This is a genomic window from Saccharothrix saharensis (genome assembly GCF_006716745.1).
Taxonomy (GTDB): Bacteria; Actinomycetota; Actinomycetes; order Mycobacteriales; family Pseudonocardiaceae; genus Actinosynnema; species Actinosynnema saharense.
The window spans coordinates 5105867-5120966 of record NZ_VFPP01000001.1 but is presented as its reverse complement, the minus strand read 5'-3'; the positions used below and the strand labels follow the sequence as shown (position 1 = coordinate 5120966).

The following is a 15100-nucleotide window of genomic DNA, read 5'->3' as shown; positions in this document are numbered from 1 at the left end:
CTAGTCCCAACCGCCGCCGCGCCGGCCCTGTTTCGTCTCGGCGCGGCGCTTCTTCTCCGCGATGCGGCGTTCCTTCGAGCCCTTGGTCGGCTTCGTCGGACGGCGCACCGGCGGCGGCGCGGCGGCCGCGTCACGCAGCAACCGGGCCAGCCGCTCCCGGGCAGCCTGGCGGTTCTGCAACTGGGCCCGGTGCTCGCTCGCGGTCACCGTGAGCACACCGTCGACCAGGCGCTTCTCCAGGCGGCCGAGCATCCGGGAGCGCAACCAGCCGGGCACCGCCGACGACGCAGCCAGGTCGAAGCTCAGCTCGACCCGGCTGTCCGCCGTGTTCACGCCCTGGCCTCCGGGGCCGGACGACCGGGAGAACCGCTCGCTCAACTCGGCCGCCGGGATCACCAGCGTCCGCGTCACGGTCAGGTCGTCGGCCACCGCCACAGGTTAGAAGACGAGCCCCGGCACGGTCACGATCTTTGCCAGCTGCTCCCAGGTCAGCGGCGGCGGCGTGCCGTTGCTGGTCGCCTTGTCGCTGCTGTTGGACGTCTGCGCCGACATCACCGCGCCGTCGGGCGTGGCCGTCCGGACCGTGAGCAGGGTGATCCCGTTGTGCTCCGACACCGACACCGACACCGACCGGCCGTCGTACTGCCGCTCCTGGCACGTCGGGTCGGTGGCCTCGCACCGCGCGTCACCCGGGTACAGGTGCAGCAGCACCGAACCCCGGCCCGTCGCGGTGGTGACGTCGGTGAGCGACAGGTACGCGTTGGAGTTGCTGATGCGGAACGTCCACGGGTCCATCGGGTCCTGCGGCACCGGCTTGGCCTGCACGACCGCCGGGAACGCCTCGGCGGCGGCGATCAGCGCGCCCAGCTCGCCCGCGCGTTCGGGCGTGACCGGCCTGGGCGGCGGCGGCAGCAGCGCCGACCCCGGCACGCCCGACGAGCCCGGCTTGGTGGTGAACCCCGTTTCGGGTACGGACGTGGTGGTGGCGGCGGGCGCGCTCGTGGTCGTCAGCGTCGGCCCGGTGGTCGAGGCCTGACCCGCCACGTCGAGCCGCTCACCCCCGCTGCCACCCCCGGCCCCGGACCAGAGCAACGCCGGGACGGCCACGGCGGCGACCGTGGCGAGCACGGCGGCGCCGGTGTAGCCGCGGCGGAAGGTCGCCTTGCGCCGGCCGCTCCTGAGGATCGCCGCCTTGTCGATCCGCAGCGGCGGCTCGTCGTCGAACGCGGTGGACAGGGTCTGCTTGATGTCGGTCATCGCTGCTCCTCGAATACGTGGCGCCCGAGAAGTTCGCGCAGCGCGGCGAGGCCCTTCGCCGCCTGGCTCTTCACGGTGCCTTCGGTCCGACCGAGCAGTCGGGCGGTTTCGGTGACGCTCAGGTCCTCCCAGTAGCGGAGCACCACGACGGTGCGCTGGCCCGGCGGCAGCAGGGCCAGCGCCCGGCGGACGTCCAGGTCGCCGGGCGCCGTCCCGGCCACCGCGGTGTCCGGGACGGTGTCGACCACGGTCTCCCGGCTGCGGAACCCGCGCCGGCCCTCGTCGATGGCCGCGCGCACCAGCACCTTGCGGGCGTAGGCGTCGACGCTGCCGCGCCGCACCCTCGGCCAGGCGACGTACAGCTTGGTCAACGCCGTCTGCACCAGGTCCTCGGCGCGGTGCCAGTCACCGCACAGCAGGTACGCGGTCCTCCGCATCACCAACGCGCGGGCATCGACGAACTCACCGAACTCGCGATCGCGTTCCACTCACCCTCCTCGGTCGCCGCTTAGTACGGAACGACGACCGCAGGAGGTTGCCGGTGACTAGAAACGCGGGTGCTCGCCCGTCAGCGCGGCGCCCGGCTCGTCGGAGCGGACCACGTCGCCGAGCACCCACGCGGGCACGTGACGGGCCGTCAGCACGGCCAGGGCGCGGTCCACGTCCTCCGGGGCGACCACGGCGACCATGCCGACGCCCATGTTGAACGTCTTCTCCATCTCCTCGCGCTCCACCCGGCCGCGCTGGGCGATCAGGGCGAACACCGGAGCGGGCGTCCAGGTGCCGCGGTTGAGGTTGGCGCGCAGGCCCTCGGGCAGCACGCGGGCCAGGTTCGCGGCCAGGCCACCGCCGGTGACGTGCGCGAACGTGCGGACCTCGGCCTCGGCGGCCAGCGCCAGGCAGTCCTTGGCGTAGATGCGGGTCGGTTCCAGCATCTCCTCGCCGAGGGTGCGGCCGAACTCCTCGACGTGGCCCTCCAGCGGCATGCGGGCGATGTCCAGCAGCACGTGCCGGGCCAGCGAGTACCCGTTGGAGTGCAGGCCGGACGAGCCCATGGCGATCACCACGTCACCCGCGCGCACCCGGTCCGGGCCGAGCATCGCGGACGCCTCGACCACGCCGACGCCCGTGCCGGAGATGTCGTAGTCGTCCTCGCCCATCAGGCCCGGGTGCTCGGCGGTCTCGCCGCCCAGCAACGCGCACCCCGCCAGCACGCAGCCCTCGGAGATGCCCTTGACCAGCGCCGCCACCTTGTCCGGCACGACCCGGCCGATCGCGATGTAGTCCTGCAGGAACAGCGGCTCCGCGCCGCACACCACCAGGTCGTCCACGACCATCGCGACCAGGTCGATGCCGACCGTGTCGTGCTTGTCCAACGCCTGCGCGACCGCGATCTTGGTGCCGACGCCGTCGGTCGAGGACGCGAGCACCGGCTCCTTCCAGCGGTCCAGCTTGAGCTGGAACAACCCGGCGAAGCCGCCGATGCCGCCGAGCACCTCGGGACGCTGCGCCTTCGCCGCCCACGGCTTGAGCTTCTCCACCGCCTCGTCACCGGCTTCGATGCTTACTCCAGCTGCGGCGTAGGTCGCCTTGGCGCTGTCCGTCACGTCTCTGTGCTCCACACTTCCGGGCATCCACATTTCCGGGCATCCACATTTCCGGGCACTGCGTTTCCTCCGGGCGCGCCCGGCTCTGCCGACACTCAGGGGCGTTGCAGGGCGTCCTCGGCACCGTACCCGTTCGTCAGCACGGGGGTGGCCGAGCCCGCGACGCCCCGGATGCCCTCGAGCAGGTGCTTGCCGATCAGCGCGTCGTCGGGCAGCGGGATCGGGTAGTCGCCGTCGAAGCACGCGCAGCACAGCCGCGTCTTCGGCTGCTCGCTGGCCGCGATCAGCTCCTCCAGCGACACGTAGCCCAGCGAGTCGGCGCCCACCGAGCGGCGGATGCCGTCGGTGTCCAGGCCGTTGGCGATCAGCTCGGCGCGGGAGGCGAAGTCGATGCCGTAGAAGCACGGCCACTTGACCGGCGGCGACGCGATCCGCACGTGCACCTCGACCGCACCCGCCTCGCGCAGCATCCGCACCAGGGCGCGCTGCGTGTTGCCGCGCACGATCGAGTCGTCCACGACGACCAGGCGCTTGCCCCGGATCACGTCGCGCAGCGGGTTCAGCTTGAGCCGGATGCCGAGCTGGCGGATGGTCTGCGACGGCTGGATGAACGTGCGTCCGACGTAGGCGTTCTTGACCAGGCCCGAGCCGTACGGGATGCCGCTGGCCTGGGCGTACCCGATGGCGGCGGGCGTGCCGGACTCGGGCACCGGGATCACCAGGTCGGCCTCGACCGGGTGCTCCGCGGCCAGCCGGCGACCGATCTCGACGCGGGTGGCGTGCACCGAGCGGCCGGCGATCGTGGTGTCCGGGCGGGCCAGGTAGACGTACTCGAAGATGCAGCCCTTGGGCTCGGGGTTGGCGAACCGGCTCGACCGCAGGCCGTTCTCGTCGATCGCGATCAGCTCGCCCGGCTCGACCTCGCGGACGAACGACGCGCCGACGATGTCCAGCGCCGCCGTCTCGCTGGCCACGACCCAGCCGCGCTCCAGCCGGCCCAGCACCAGCGGGCGCACGCCCTGCGGGTCGCGGGCCGCGTAGAGGGTGGACTCGTCGGAGAACGCGAGGCAGAACGCGCCGCGCAGCGTCGGCAGCAGCTGCATGGCCGCCTGCTCGATGCCGATGTCGGCGGCCTGGGCGGCGAGCAGGCCGCACACCAGGTCGGAGTCGGTGGTGGCGCCGTGGCTGGTGTCCACGCCCACCTCGCGGGCCTTGGCCAGCAGCTCGGCGGTGTTCACCAGGTTGCCGTTGTGGCCGAGCGACAGGCCCGAGCCGGTGGCCGTGGTGCGGAACGTCGGCTGCGCGTTCTCCCACGTGGTGGAGCCGGTGGTGGAGTAGCGGCAGTGGCCGACGGCGACGTGGCCGCGCAGCGACTGCAGCACCTGCTCGTCGAACACCTGGCTGACCAGGCCGAGGTCCTTGAAGACCACCACCTGGCTGCCGTCGCCCACCGAGATGCCCGCGGCTTCCTGGCCGCGGTGCTGCAGGGCGTACAGGCCGTAGTAGGTGAGCTTGGCGACCTCTTCGCCGGGAGCCCACACGCCGAACACGCCGCATTCTTCGCGGGGTTCGCGTTCTTCCTGGGTTTCGGGGTCAATGCGGCCGGTTGCTGAATGGTCGGTGACCACCGGGTTGCTCCCTAGCGACGAGGGTCGGGGCTGCACCGTCGAGTGTAAGGCTGATGGGGGCGGTACCACCCCCCTCGGACCCCCTCCGACGTGACCAAACGCACCCTCGGCCGCTGGTCAGTCCAGCTTGAGCGCGTACCAGACCCGTTCGTCACCGGTGTGCTTGAGCGGCAGGCGACCCCACAGGCCGTAGTGCACGAGTTGCGCCTCGCCGCTGACCTGGAGGTCCGTCTCCTCGCCCGGCCACGCCGCCCGCACCTCCGGCACGACGCCCGGCGCGAACGTCACCACCCACGCCTCCGGCACGTCGGTGAGCTGCACCAGGGCGGTGCCCTCGGCGGTCGGCGGCACGTCGGTGGCGTACTTGGCGGCCAGCAGGGTGGTGAGCGCCTCGTCGATGCCGTCGACGGCGAAGTCCGCGTCGCCCACCACCAGCTCCCGCAGCGCCGCCTGGGCGTCCCAGCGGCGCAGGTCCAGCTCGTGCGCGATGCGCCGGTGCCAGACCCACGCCAGGTCGGGCGAGGACGGGGAGAACGTCCACGCCGTCCGGTTGCCCGGGGTGGACGGCAGCAGCTCGGCGGCTTTGGCGAGCTGCTCGTCCAGGTAGTCCAGCGGCGCCACCCCGGCGGGCGGGCTCGGCAGGCGGAGCTGCACGGTGCTGCCGGTGCGCAGGTACTCCAGGGACGTCTCCAGGAACCTGCCGACGTGCAGCGCCAGGTCGGTGAACGTCCAGCCTGGGCAGCTGGGCACCGCGGCGGCGGGATCGGCCTTCCCGACCGCCGCCCGGAACATCGCCGCCTGCGCGGTGAAGACCTCGGTCCACCGCTGGGTGGTCCAACCTCCAGGCACGTCCAGCCTCCGCTCGAGTCGATCGCTGCGCGGCCATCGTGCCGCACGGACGTCCGTCGCGGCGGCGGATGGCCGACCTTCACCCCTACCGACGCGGGGACGCGGCCGGCGGTGCCCTCGGATCCCGGGCGGTCGCGCTCACCACAGCCGGTCGCGACCCTCGCCCCGGGCCACCGCGTCGAGCCGCGCGATGGCCTCGTCCCACCACCGGGCCAGGTCGCCGACCTGGAACTCCCACTCCTCCTCGGGCTCGGGCTCGGCGGGCGCGGTGTCGACGGGTGCGGTGCCGGTGGACGTGGTGTCGGTGGACGCCGTGTCGGCGTGACCGGGCTCGACGGCGGCGGGCCAGTCCGTGACGGGGTCGAAGGACGTGGTCTCCTCGGCGGACCACTCGGCGGCGCAGCCGGCGGTGGCGGGATCACCGGTGGCCGCCCACGTGGCGGCGAACTCGACGACGGGGTCGACGTGCGCGGAGCGGGCGGCCCGGTCGACGTACTCGCGCGGGGTGAAGAACTGCGCCACGCGAGGTCGCTCGAAGTCGGGGTTCTCGACGTGGCCGGCGAAACCCGCCTCGGCTCGCCCGGTCCACGGCTCGGCCCGGGCCCCGGTCTCCGGCTCGGCCCAGGACTCGGCCCAGGGCTCGGTCAGCGGTGCGGCCGACGCCTCGGACCACCCCCCGGGCTCCGCCGACAGCGGGCCGTGCGCACCGAAGCCCGGCTCGAACCCGGGCTCGAAGTCGGGCCCGAACCCCACCTCCCGGCCGGGCCCGGTGTTCGGCATGGCGTACGCGGCGGCCGACGTGCCGGGGTCGGTCGAGCAGTCGTCGTCGTGCTCGGCGACGGCCGGGGATTGGGCCGTTCGGGGCGGTGGGTGCAGGGCGCTCCACGGGGTCGGCCGCAACGAGAAGCCGTTCCCGCGGGGGTGCTTGAGCCGGTAGGGCGAGACACCCGGCCCCAGGCTCTCGTCGAGGCGGACGGCGAGCTCCACCTTCCAGCGCTGCCAGCGGATTTGCCGGGGCGAGCGCAGGCGGTGGCGCGGACCGGAGCGGCGCATCAGGAGGGCGCCGAGCATTTCCCGGAACCGCCACACCAGTTCCTGGGCGATGTGGACGACCACGGATCTGGGTGCGGGGAGCAAAAATGTCATGTGTCAATGGTCGAACTGGCGTTCGACGTGGGCAAGATCACCTTCGAGTGATCACCAACGGGCGGTTTTTTCACCTCCTTGGCCCATGGGGGCGAGGGAACCGAAGATGGGGGACGCGCGTCGCATTTCCGGTGGTTAGCGGCACGAAGGGTGGGCAATCGTGTTCGGGGTGCAACCAGAGACGTTGCGCGAGGCGTCCAAGCAGTTCCACGAGGGCGCGGACGCGACCGGCGACGGCGCCGAGATGATCTCCATGCTCAGGCTCGACGCCGACGCGCTGGGGCAGGTGCCCGCGGCGGCGGAGTTCGTCGACGCGCTGGCCAGGTGGTCCGGCGAGCAGTCCGACGACCTGCGCCGGGGCAGCGCCTGGTACCGCGACGCCGGTGACGGCCTCAACGAGAACGCCGACGCCTACCAGCGCGCGGACGACGACTCGAACTCCTCGTTCCGCGGCATCGAAGGGGGCATGGCGTGAGCTTCACCGACCCCGAGGTCCTGTACGGGCAGTTGGCCGCGGGTGACGCGGGCCGCGTCGCCGCCGCCGCCGACCCGATCACCGGCGCGATGAGCGCCGTCGGCCGCGCGGGCCAGGCCGTCTCCGCGGGCGGCAGCACCGCCACCTCGACCTGGAAGGGCGACGCCGCGTCGTCCTTCGGCGCGCGTGCCGAGCTGTCCGCGAAGTCCGCGACCGTGGCCGGCGAGCGGCTGGGCGCCGGCGCGGACATCGTCCAGGCCGCCTCCCGCGCGTACGCGCAGATGCGCGGCAGCGCCGACCAGCTCATCGACTTCTGGCGCGGCCGCTCACCCGCCCTCGACGAGGCGCAGACCCGGGAGCTCGCCAATCGGGTGAACGAGCAGCTGACCAACGTCAAGACGGGTTACGAACGGGTCCTCCGCTCCTACGCCGACGCCCTCGCCAAGGTCCGCCCCGGCTTCGGGGAGACGGCGGCCAAGGACGCCGGCTGGCAGACCGCCGTCACGGCCCTGCGCACCACCGCCACCGTGCCCGGCCCCGGCACGGACCCCAAGCAGGTCGCCTCCTGGTGGAAGTCGCTGACCAAGGAGCAGCAGGACGAGCTGCTGCGCACGAAGTTCCAGGAACTGGGCCGGTTGCGCGGCCTGCCGTCGGAGGTCCTGGACCAGGCCAACCGGATGCGCATCGAGGACGACGCCCAGCGCTTCGGCGCGCAGCGCGACCAGCTCGACGCGCAGATGGCCGAACGGGCACGGGAGCTGGGGCTCGACCCGGGCAAGTCCGAGGACATGACCAAGCTCCTGAACGACGAGCAGTACGCGTCGTTGACCGAGCAGCGCCAGGAAGCCGCCACCAAGGCCGAGAACGCCGAGAAGGTGCAGGAGAGCATCGAGCGGGCCGAGGAACTCGCCAGGGACAACGGCTGGCTCAACGCCGAGGGGAAGCCGGACGTGCGGATCCTGGCGTGGGACCCCTACGGCCCGCGCGGCGACGGCGGCACCGCCATCGCCTACGGCAACCCCGACACCGCCACGAACCTCGCGATCAGCGTGCCGGGCACCGGTTCGACGCTGGACGGCTTCTCCGTGGACCAGGCGGGCAACCTGCGGGCGGCCATGGGCGCGGAGGGCAACGCCACCATCCAGTGGCTCGGCTACGACGCGCCCGGCTGGGCGCCCGGCGAGGTCGACAACCCCGCGCAGGCCCGTGAGGGCGGCGCGAACCTCGTCGCCGACGTCAACGGCTACCGCGCCGCCGCCGAAGCCGCGGGCAACAACCCGCACGTCACCGTGATCGGCCACTCCTACGGCTCGACCACGGTCGGCTACGCGGGCATGAACGGCCTGGCCGCGGATGACATCGCGTTCGTCGGCTCCCCCGGTGTGGGCGCGTCGAACGTCAACCAGCTCTCCGCGGGCCCCGGTCACGTCTACGTCGGCGCGACCGAGCACGACCCCGTCGTGCAGGGCACGAGCCAGACCTGGTTCACCGAGGACGGCTCCTCCATCGGCCCCTACGACGACCGGTTCGGCGCCAGGACCTTCGGCACCACGGACGGCACGTCCGCGCTCGGCGCGCACTCGCAGTACTACGCCCCGGGCTCCGAGTCGGTGCAGAACCTGGCCCGGATCGCGACCGGCGACGGCGGTTCGGTGACCGCCCAGGACTGGGACGAGAACCCGCTCGGCCCGTCGCTGCCGGGCTCGCACATCCCGGGTGTCGGACCGGTGGTCGACTTCGTGGGCGGCACGGCCGTCGGCGCGGCCGACCTCGCGAAGGACGCGGGCACCGGGCTGTGGAACGCCGGTCGGGAAGCGGTGAACGGCAACTGGTCCGAGGCGGGCACCGGCTTGCTCGACACGGGCAGGGAGATCGTCAACGACACCGTGGACGTGGTCGTCGGCGGTGTCGGTGACGTGGTCGAACTCGGTCGTGACGCGGTGGAGGGCGTCGGCAGGGCCTGGGACAAGACCGTCGGGTCCTGGTTCTAGGCCAACCGCCACGGGCGTGGTGAACGGTTCAGCGCAGGCGGCAGGGCCCGACCTCGGTCTGGACGCCTTCCTGGTCGAAGCCGCCCCGGTCGGACTGCCGCACCGTGCACACGACGCGGTCGCCGACCTCGATCCCCTCCGGGAACCGGTCCAGGTCGGCGGACTTCTTGTCGATCCGCTCGATCCCGCCGGGCTGGTCCTGGTCGAGCTCGAGGTTCACGTACGACGGCTTGGTCTCGCCCATCGACTCGTACGGTGGGTTGATCTTCACGACCTTGAAGTCGACCTCACCCGTCCACTCGCTGCCGCACCCCCCGAGGAAGGTTCCGACCGCGAGAACGGCGACACACGCCTTGAGCGCCTTCACGCGGTCGAGCTTAGCTAGAAGCGGAGCACCGGGAGCAGGGTCGAGAGATCGGCCCGGCTGCCCGACGCGGTGACTCTGGCGTCCGCCAACGCCTGCGCCCACCCGAGCCGGCCCACCGCCAGTTCCAGCCACGTGCGCGGGTCGGTCTCGACCACGTTCGGCGGCGTGCCGCGGGTGTGGCGAGGGCCCGCCACGCACTGCACGGCGGCGAACGGCGGCACGCGCACCTCCACGCTGCGCCCGGGCGCGAGGAGTTCCAGCGTGCGCAGGCTCAGCCGCACGGCCGCGGCCAGGACCGGGCGGGCGGGCTGGTCCGCGTCACCGGTGAGCCAGGGCAGCACGGCCTCGACCGCGGCGCGCACTTCGTGGGGGTCGACGGGCTTGGACGGCACCCGCCCAGGCTATCGCCGCCGGTGCGGCGACCGGCCGGGCGTGGTCAGATCCGCGCGGCGCGCACCGCTTCGGCGAGCAGTTCGTCGACCTGGTGGGCGAGCCGGCGCGAGTCGGTCGGGCTGAACGTGCTCCACGGCGCGGTCCCGTTCGACGCCCGCCGCTGCTGGAGGTAGCGGCCGTCCTCGGTGTCGAAGAACGCGACCACCCGGTCCGGGCGGCACCGCTTGCCGTACTTGTCCCGCGCCGCCGCGCCGAAGTTGCCGGTGTGCACGAGCCCCGTGAACATCTTCACCAGCGTGGCCGCGTCCTCCTGCCGCACGCCGTGCGCGCGCAGGGAGTTCTCCAGGCTCTTGGGCGAGCCGTCGGACTTCTTGACCGCGGCCTCCAGGTCGGCGCTGGGCATGGTGACCGAGTGCCCGGTGCCGGCCGGGTGCGCGGGCAGCGCGCCGAGCACCGCCGACGGCAGGCCGCTGCCCGCCGCGCGGCGGAACGCGAGCCGGTTGTCGGTCAGGGTGGCCACCGCGCCGTCGTCGCCGTTGGCCACGGCCAGCACCCGCACGCTCCTGCCGATCCAGACCCGGCCGTCGACCTCGCGCTCGGGCCTGCTGAACAGCCGCAGCAGGTGGTCGAGCTCCGGGTGCAGCCCGGTCGGGTCGCCCAGGCCGCGGGCCCCGATCGACTGCCACACGCGCCGCTCCAGGTCGGCGCGCTCCGCGTGGGTCTTGCCCGGCGAGGGCACCTTGATCACCAACGGCATCTGGCCGAGGTCGAGGCGCTCCCAGAGCACGTCGAACTCCTCGGCCGAGAGCTCGATCGGCTCCCGCTCCGCGGACCCCCCGAAATACGTCACCGACATCCCCGTCCCCTGGACACCGGACACGGGCCCGCGCCGTGACGACGCGGACCCGTGCACCGGAGACTCGCTACTGCGGCATCTCGCCGATCACCGGCGGCGCGACGAGCCGGTCGTCGCCGAACACGTCGTTCGTCTCGACCAGGTAGTCGGCTGCCTTGTGCTCGATGTCGTCCTCGCCGTTGCCGCCCTGCGCACCGGGCACGCCACCGGCCATGCCGGGACCGCCCGCACCCGGACGACCCGCACCGCCGGGGCCACCCGCACCCGGGCCGAAACCCGCGCCGGGCACGCCACCGCGACCGGGCACGCCGGCCGGGTTGCTACCGCCGGGCATCCCCGCACCGGGCATCCCCGCGCCGGGCACGCCACCCGCACCGGGCATGCCGGGGCGCAGCGCGTTGGGACCGCCGGGACCACCCGGGCCGTGGGGACCGTTCGGGCCACCGGGCATGCCGGGCACCCCCGGCACCCGGCTGGTCGGCAGGCCGGGACGCGGACCGCCGGTGGGACCGGTCGGCACCTTCGGCGCGACCGGCGGGCCGCTGGTCGGCGGCTTCGGCGGCGTCCACATCGGAGGCGGCGTGCCGACGGGCGGACGGACCGGCGGGTTCACCGGCGGGTTGACCACCGGCGGGGTCGGCGTCGGCGTGCCGTTCGTCGGCGGTGCCCACGAGGGGTTCGTGGTGCCGCCGGAGCCGGGCAGCTGGCCGGGCGTCGGCACGACCGAGCCGGTCGAAGGCGGTGCCCACGACGTGTTCGTGGTGCCGCCGCCCCCGCTCGGCGCGGTCCAGGTCGGGGTGGAGTTGTAGTTCGCGCTCGAGTTGTTGAACTCGCCCGCGCCCGCGGGCGGCGGCGTGTCGATGACGACCTTCGGCGGCGGGACGAACCTGCCCAGCGTGTCGGCGTTCCACTCGCTGCTGGACTGGTAGTTGTTCATCACCTCGACGGCCTTGGCCTCGGCGTTGTCCTGCGCCGCTTCCTGCCGCTCGTGGTCCTGCTGCTGCTGGATGACGTGCATCATGCCGACCGGGCCGGTCAGCCCGCCCAGGATCTTGTCGCCCAGCGACGGCGCCTCGGTGGTCACCGGCACCGGCTCGGGCATCTCCTTGCGGGCGTTCGCGATGTAGTCCGCCTGCAACTGGGCGGAGGTCTCCATCGTGCTCGAACCCTGCTGGGCGTCCTGGGCCCACGCGGCCAGCGGCGACAGCGCGGCCGTCGTCGTGTCGGCGGTCTCGCCCTCCCAGCTCGCGCCGAGCTTGGCCAGGCCTTCCTGGATCGACGTGTCGATCTCGCCCAGTGCCTCGGACAGCGACTTCCAGGAGTCCTCGAGCGGCCGGGACGCGGCGACGCCCGGCCCCTCGTTGATCATCCGGTAGAGATCGGGGTGGGCATACCCGCGCCAGCGGTGGTCACCCATCGTGCTCGCCCCCCTCGGGTGCGTAGGTCAGCAGGTCAGCCGTTGTTGATGCGTCCCCAGGACGCGGTGTTGTCGCCTTCGACGCGCCGGTAGTCGGCCTCGATCGCGGTGAGCTGCTCGACGACGCCCTTGAGCTGCTCGCGGTAGGCCTTGAGCGCGACCAGGCCGGCCGAGTCACCCGCCTGGAACGTGTCCCGGTTGAACCGGTCGGCGGTCTCGCTGCTCACCGGGTCGCCCGCCCAGGGCCGTGCCTCGAGCTGCGTCATCGCGTCGGCGAGCCTCGTGTCGAGCTGGTCCAACGCCCGGGCGAACACCTCGCGCGCGGCCGGGATCGCCGAGGGCTCGATGCTGAGCTTCCGCTGCGCACCGGCGTAGTCGGGCAGCGTCGTCGGCGTCGTTCCCCCGCCACCACCATCCGCGATGAACACGGCACACCCCTCCTCAGTGCTGCACATACCCCAGCGTGTGCATGTGTGACGACTTTAGCTCTGATGCATGACGCGGATGGGCGGTTCCCTCCGCAAAGGGAGTAGTTCTACTCGTTCAAGGTGGTGACGACGGCCGCGGCGACCGGTTGCACGATCTGGCACAGCGCCGGCATGTCGGTCTCGCCCACGCTGCTCGCGCGCACGTCGACCACCTGGCCGTCGGAGACGTCCACCGGGACGGAGCAGGTGACGCCGAGGTCGGTGGTCGACTCGACCAGCAGCGCGGGGAAGCCGCCGACCTCCAGCTTCGTCACCTTGCCCTTCGACTTGGCGTAGTCGTCGATGCCCGCGGTGGAGTCGGTGACGAGGGCGACGAAGTACTTCCGGTCCTCGCGGCTCATCGTGCAGCTCTCCTTGTCCGGCGCGCCGCCCTGCTGCGGCGGCCGGTCCAGGCCGAACTCCGAGCGCTGCGGCCCGGTCAGCAGCGTGCACGGGTCGACGTCCCCGATGTTGATCGTCTTCGGGCGCTTCGCCCGCTCCTCCGAGGTCGCGGTCGGCTTGGTCGACGTGGGGCCGTCGGCCGCGGTGGTCGTCGTCGGCGTCGCACCACCGGGGTTCGCGGACCCGTCCGTGGATTGCGAGCAGCCCGCGAGCAGGGCCAGGGCGGCGAGGAGCGGCACGACACGGCGCATGAGCACCAACGTATCGGATCGACGTCACCCGGAAGACGCATTGCCGACAACGCGACCGGGTGACCGCGTCGTCAGCAACCCGCGTACCGGCACGCCACCGCGGCGGGCCGCTCCACCGGCCGCCCCGCGTCGATCGACCACGCCAGCCGCACGTACTGGGCGTGCGTCCAGGCCAACGGCGTCGCCGACGTCGTCCCCCGACCGGCCCAGACCTGCTCCGGCAGCATCCGGCCGTCGTTCGCGGTGGACGCGATGTCGGCCAGCCGGCGGCGGGCCGCGGCCACGTCGCCGGCCAGCAGCTCGTACTCCCCGCGCTCGCCCGCGAAGATCGGCCAGAGCCGGCCGTACGTGCGGCCGTGGCCGATGTTCCACGGCCCGCCGTCGGCGCGCTCGCCGTAGCCGTCGCCGTTGTACCGGTGCCAGAACCGGTCCACCTCCAGCTGCTCGTCCACCACCCGCACGGTGGTGCGGACGACCGGGTCGTCGTGCGGCCGCACGCCCAGCCGCACCAGTTCCAGGAAGCTCGGGTCGACGACGGCACGCTGGTCGACGTTGGTCGGGTGGTTGTCGCCGGGGTTGTAGGCGGTGCCCGCGTCGGGCCGGCCGTCCTTCGTCAGCCGCAGGTAGTACGGGTCGGGCGAGAACGGGCCGGTGCGCGTGACCGTCCAGCCCTCCAGGCGGCGCTCCCAGTCGTCGGCGACGGCCAGGTACCGCGCCGCGCGCGGGTCGCCCGACCGCCGCAACAGGTCGGCCAGGCACACCAGGCCGGCGATCTCGTGGGCGATCGTGCCGGGCGAGTAGCCGCTCTGGTTCTCCCACCGCTCCTGCTGCGTGGCCGGCGCGTCCGGCCGGCCGATCATGAACTCCGCCGCCGCCACCAGTGAGTCCACAGTGGACTTGTCGGCGCGGTCGAGCAGCCAGGCCAGCAGCATCGGCGCGGCCTGCTCGTCCTGCTGGATGTTCGTCCAGTACGGCTCGCCGTCCACCCTGGTGTTCTGCGGCAGGTGCCCGTCGGGCTGCTGCTGCACGTCGAGCATGAAGTCGAGCGCGCGCTCGGCCGCCGCACGGTCGCCGGCCGCGAGCATCGCGCTCGCCACCTGGTACAGGTCGCGCGGCCAGACCAGGGCGTACGAGCCGAACTCCGGCGCGATCGTGCGGTCGAACCCGAACGCCCAAGGGAAGCTCGGCGACGCGATGAACGCGCCGGGGTGTCCTTTGTCCTCGGTCGCCGCCAGCACCATCATCGACGTGTCGTAGAGGTCCCGGTCGGCGCTCTTCGGCCGCTCGAGGCCTGCCAAGTACTCGTCCCAGCCCTGGTCGTACCGGCGGGCGTGCCGGGGGAAGCCTTCGAGCAAGGACCTCTTCGCGCTGCTCAACGCCTGCTCGACGTGCGCGCCGAAGCCGATCGCCAGCGTGGTCGCGCGGTCGCGCACACCGTCCAGGCCCAGCGTCCCGGTCTGGATGACGTTGCCCTCGGTGGAGCTCCGCGACGTGATCGGCTCGTCGGCGACCAACGCGCTCGCGGACCGGTCGTCCCGGGCCACCAGCGCCCCGGGGTGCTCGACCGCCCGGTCGTCGTCACCGTCCCGGGACAGGTTCGGGTCGAAGACCACCCGCACGTCCACCGGCCGGTCGGCGCGCAGCCGCACGTCGGCCAGGACGGTCGGGCGGGACGGGTCGGTGGTGTAGGCGACCTCGGCCTGCCAGCCGTCGCCCCGGAACACCTGCCGGTAGCGGAGCCTGCCGACCGGTTCGGTGCGGCCCTCGGCCGTGCGGCCGTCGACCACCAGCCGCAGGTCGCGCGTCGCGGGCGTGCTCAGGTCGGGGTAGAAGACCTCGGTGAGGCCGGTGCGGCCGAGGGTGAACCAGACCGGGCTCGTCGCCTGGCGGGCCGTGCCGAACCCCTGCTTGTCGGCGGGTGCGTAGGAGGCCGGGGGACCGGGGACGGTCAACGCGCTCGCCAGCAGCACCGCGACTAAGGGGGTCATGTCCTT

Annotated in this window: 16 protein-coding genes; 2 read left to right on the top strand and 14 right to left on the bottom strand. The window is 73.0% G+C overall.

What is annotated here, in order from left to right:
* From arfB to FHX81_RS22690, 7 genes are all read right to left on the bottom strand, one after another.
* Complete coding sequence (gene arfB / locus FHX81_RS22720; protein WP_141980069.1) at positions 1-429, bottom strand: alternative ribosome rescue aminoacyl-tRNA hydrolase ArfB; 429 nt, start codon at positions 427-429, stop codon at positions 1-3.
* A gap of 9 nt (positions 430-438) precedes the next feature.
* Positions 439-1257 (bottom strand): hypothetical protein, encoded by an 819-nt coding sequence (locus FHX81_RS22715; RefSeq protein ID WP_141980068.1) that lies wholly within the window; start codon positions 1255-1257, stop codon positions 439-441.
* On the bottom strand, positions 1254-1745 hold the full coding sequence (locus FHX81_RS22710; RefSeq protein ID WP_141980067.1) for a SigE family RNA polymerase sigma factor: 492 nt from the start codon (positions 1743-1745) through the stop codon (positions 1254-1256). Before FHX81_RS22710 ends, FHX81_RS22715 begins: the two co-directional genes overlap by 4 nt.
* Before the next feature lie 57 nt (positions 1746-1802).
* Positions 1803-2891 (bottom strand): phosphoribosylformylglycinamidine cyclo-ligase, encoded by a 1089-nt coding sequence (gene purM, locus FHX81_RS22705; protein WP_425473837.1) that lies wholly within the window; start codon positions 2889-2891, stop codon positions 1803-1805.
* Between the two features lie 68 nt (positions 2892-2959).
* On the bottom strand, positions 2960-4492 hold the full coding sequence (purF, locus tag FHX81_RS22700) for an amidophosphoribosyltransferase (protein WP_141980065.1): 1533 nt from the start codon (positions 4490-4492) through the stop codon (positions 2960-2962).
* Positions 4493-4609: 117 nt separating this feature from the next.
* Complete coding sequence (locus tag FHX81_RS22695; protein WP_141980064.1) at positions 4610-5341, bottom strand: maleylpyruvate isomerase N-terminal domain-containing protein; 732 nt, start codon at positions 5339-5341, stop codon at positions 4610-4612.
* Between the two features lie 138 nt (positions 5342-5479).
* The gene (locus tag FHX81_RS22690) at positions 5480-6487 is read right to left on the bottom strand and encodes a hypothetical protein (protein ID WP_141980063.1); all 1008 of its coding nucleotides are present in this window, start codon (positions 6485-6487) and stop codon (positions 5480-5482) included.
* A gap of 169 nt (positions 6488-6656) precedes the next feature.
* Between FHX81_RS22690 and FHX81_RS22685 the strand changes: the two genes are divergently transcribed.
* Positions 6657-6962, top strand: coding sequence for a hypothetical protein (locus FHX81_RS22685; protein WP_246107931.1), 306 nt, complete (start codon positions 6657-6659; stop codon positions 6960-6962).
* Positions 6959-8953 carry an alpha/beta hydrolase gene (locus FHX81_RS22680; RefSeq protein ID WP_141980061.1) on the top strand — a complete coding sequence of 665 codons (1995 nt, stop codon included), beginning with the start codon at positions 6959-6961 and terminating at the stop codon, positions 8951-8953. The genes FHX81_RS22685 and FHX81_RS22680 overlap by 4 nt, the downstream gene beginning before the upstream one ends.
* 28 nt (positions 8954-8981) lie before the next feature.
* Here the strand turns inward: FHX81_RS22680 and FHX81_RS22675 are convergent, their stop codons facing one another.
* From FHX81_RS22675 to FHX81_RS22645, 7 genes are all read right to left on the bottom strand, one after another.
* Complete coding sequence (locus FHX81_RS22675) at positions 8982-9320, bottom strand: hypothetical protein (protein WP_141980060.1); 339 nt, start codon at positions 9318-9320, stop codon at positions 8982-8984.
* A 14-nt stretch (positions 9321-9334) separates the two neighbouring features.
* Positions 9335-9712, bottom strand: a complete 378-nt coding sequence (locus FHX81_RS22670) for a sterol carrier family protein (protein ID WP_141980059.1) — start codon at positions 9710-9712, stop codon at positions 9335-9337.
* 44 nt (positions 9713-9756) lie between these two features.
* The gene (locus tag FHX81_RS22665) at positions 9757-10569 is read right to left on the bottom strand and encodes an ESX secretion-associated protein EspG (RefSeq protein ID WP_170232136.1); all 813 of its coding nucleotides are present in this window, start codon (positions 10567-10569) and stop codon (positions 9757-9759) included.
* Between the two features lie 67 nt (positions 10570-10636).
* Positions 10637-11986 carry a PPE domain-containing protein gene (locus FHX81_RS42640; RefSeq protein WP_141980057.1) on the bottom strand — a complete coding sequence of 450 codons (1350 nt, stop codon included), beginning with the start codon at positions 11984-11986 and terminating at the stop codon, positions 10637-10639.
* Positions 11987-12021: 35 nt separating this feature from the next.
* Positions 12022-12414, bottom strand: coding sequence for a transcriptional regulator (locus tag FHX81_RS22655; RefSeq protein WP_141980056.1), 393 nt, complete (start codon positions 12412-12414; stop codon positions 12022-12024).
* Positions 12415-12521: 107 nt separating this feature from the next.
* Positions 12522-13106, bottom strand: a complete 585-nt coding sequence (locus FHX81_RS22650) for a DUF3558 domain-containing protein (RefSeq protein WP_141980055.1) — start codon at positions 13104-13106, stop codon at positions 12522-12524.
* Between the two features lie 71 nt (positions 13107-13177).
* Positions 13178-15094, bottom strand: a complete 1917-nt coding sequence (locus tag FHX81_RS22645) for a glycoside hydrolase family 15 protein (RefSeq protein WP_246107930.1) — start codon at positions 15092-15094, stop codon at positions 13178-13180.
* Positions 15095-15100 lie beyond the last annotated feature (6 nt).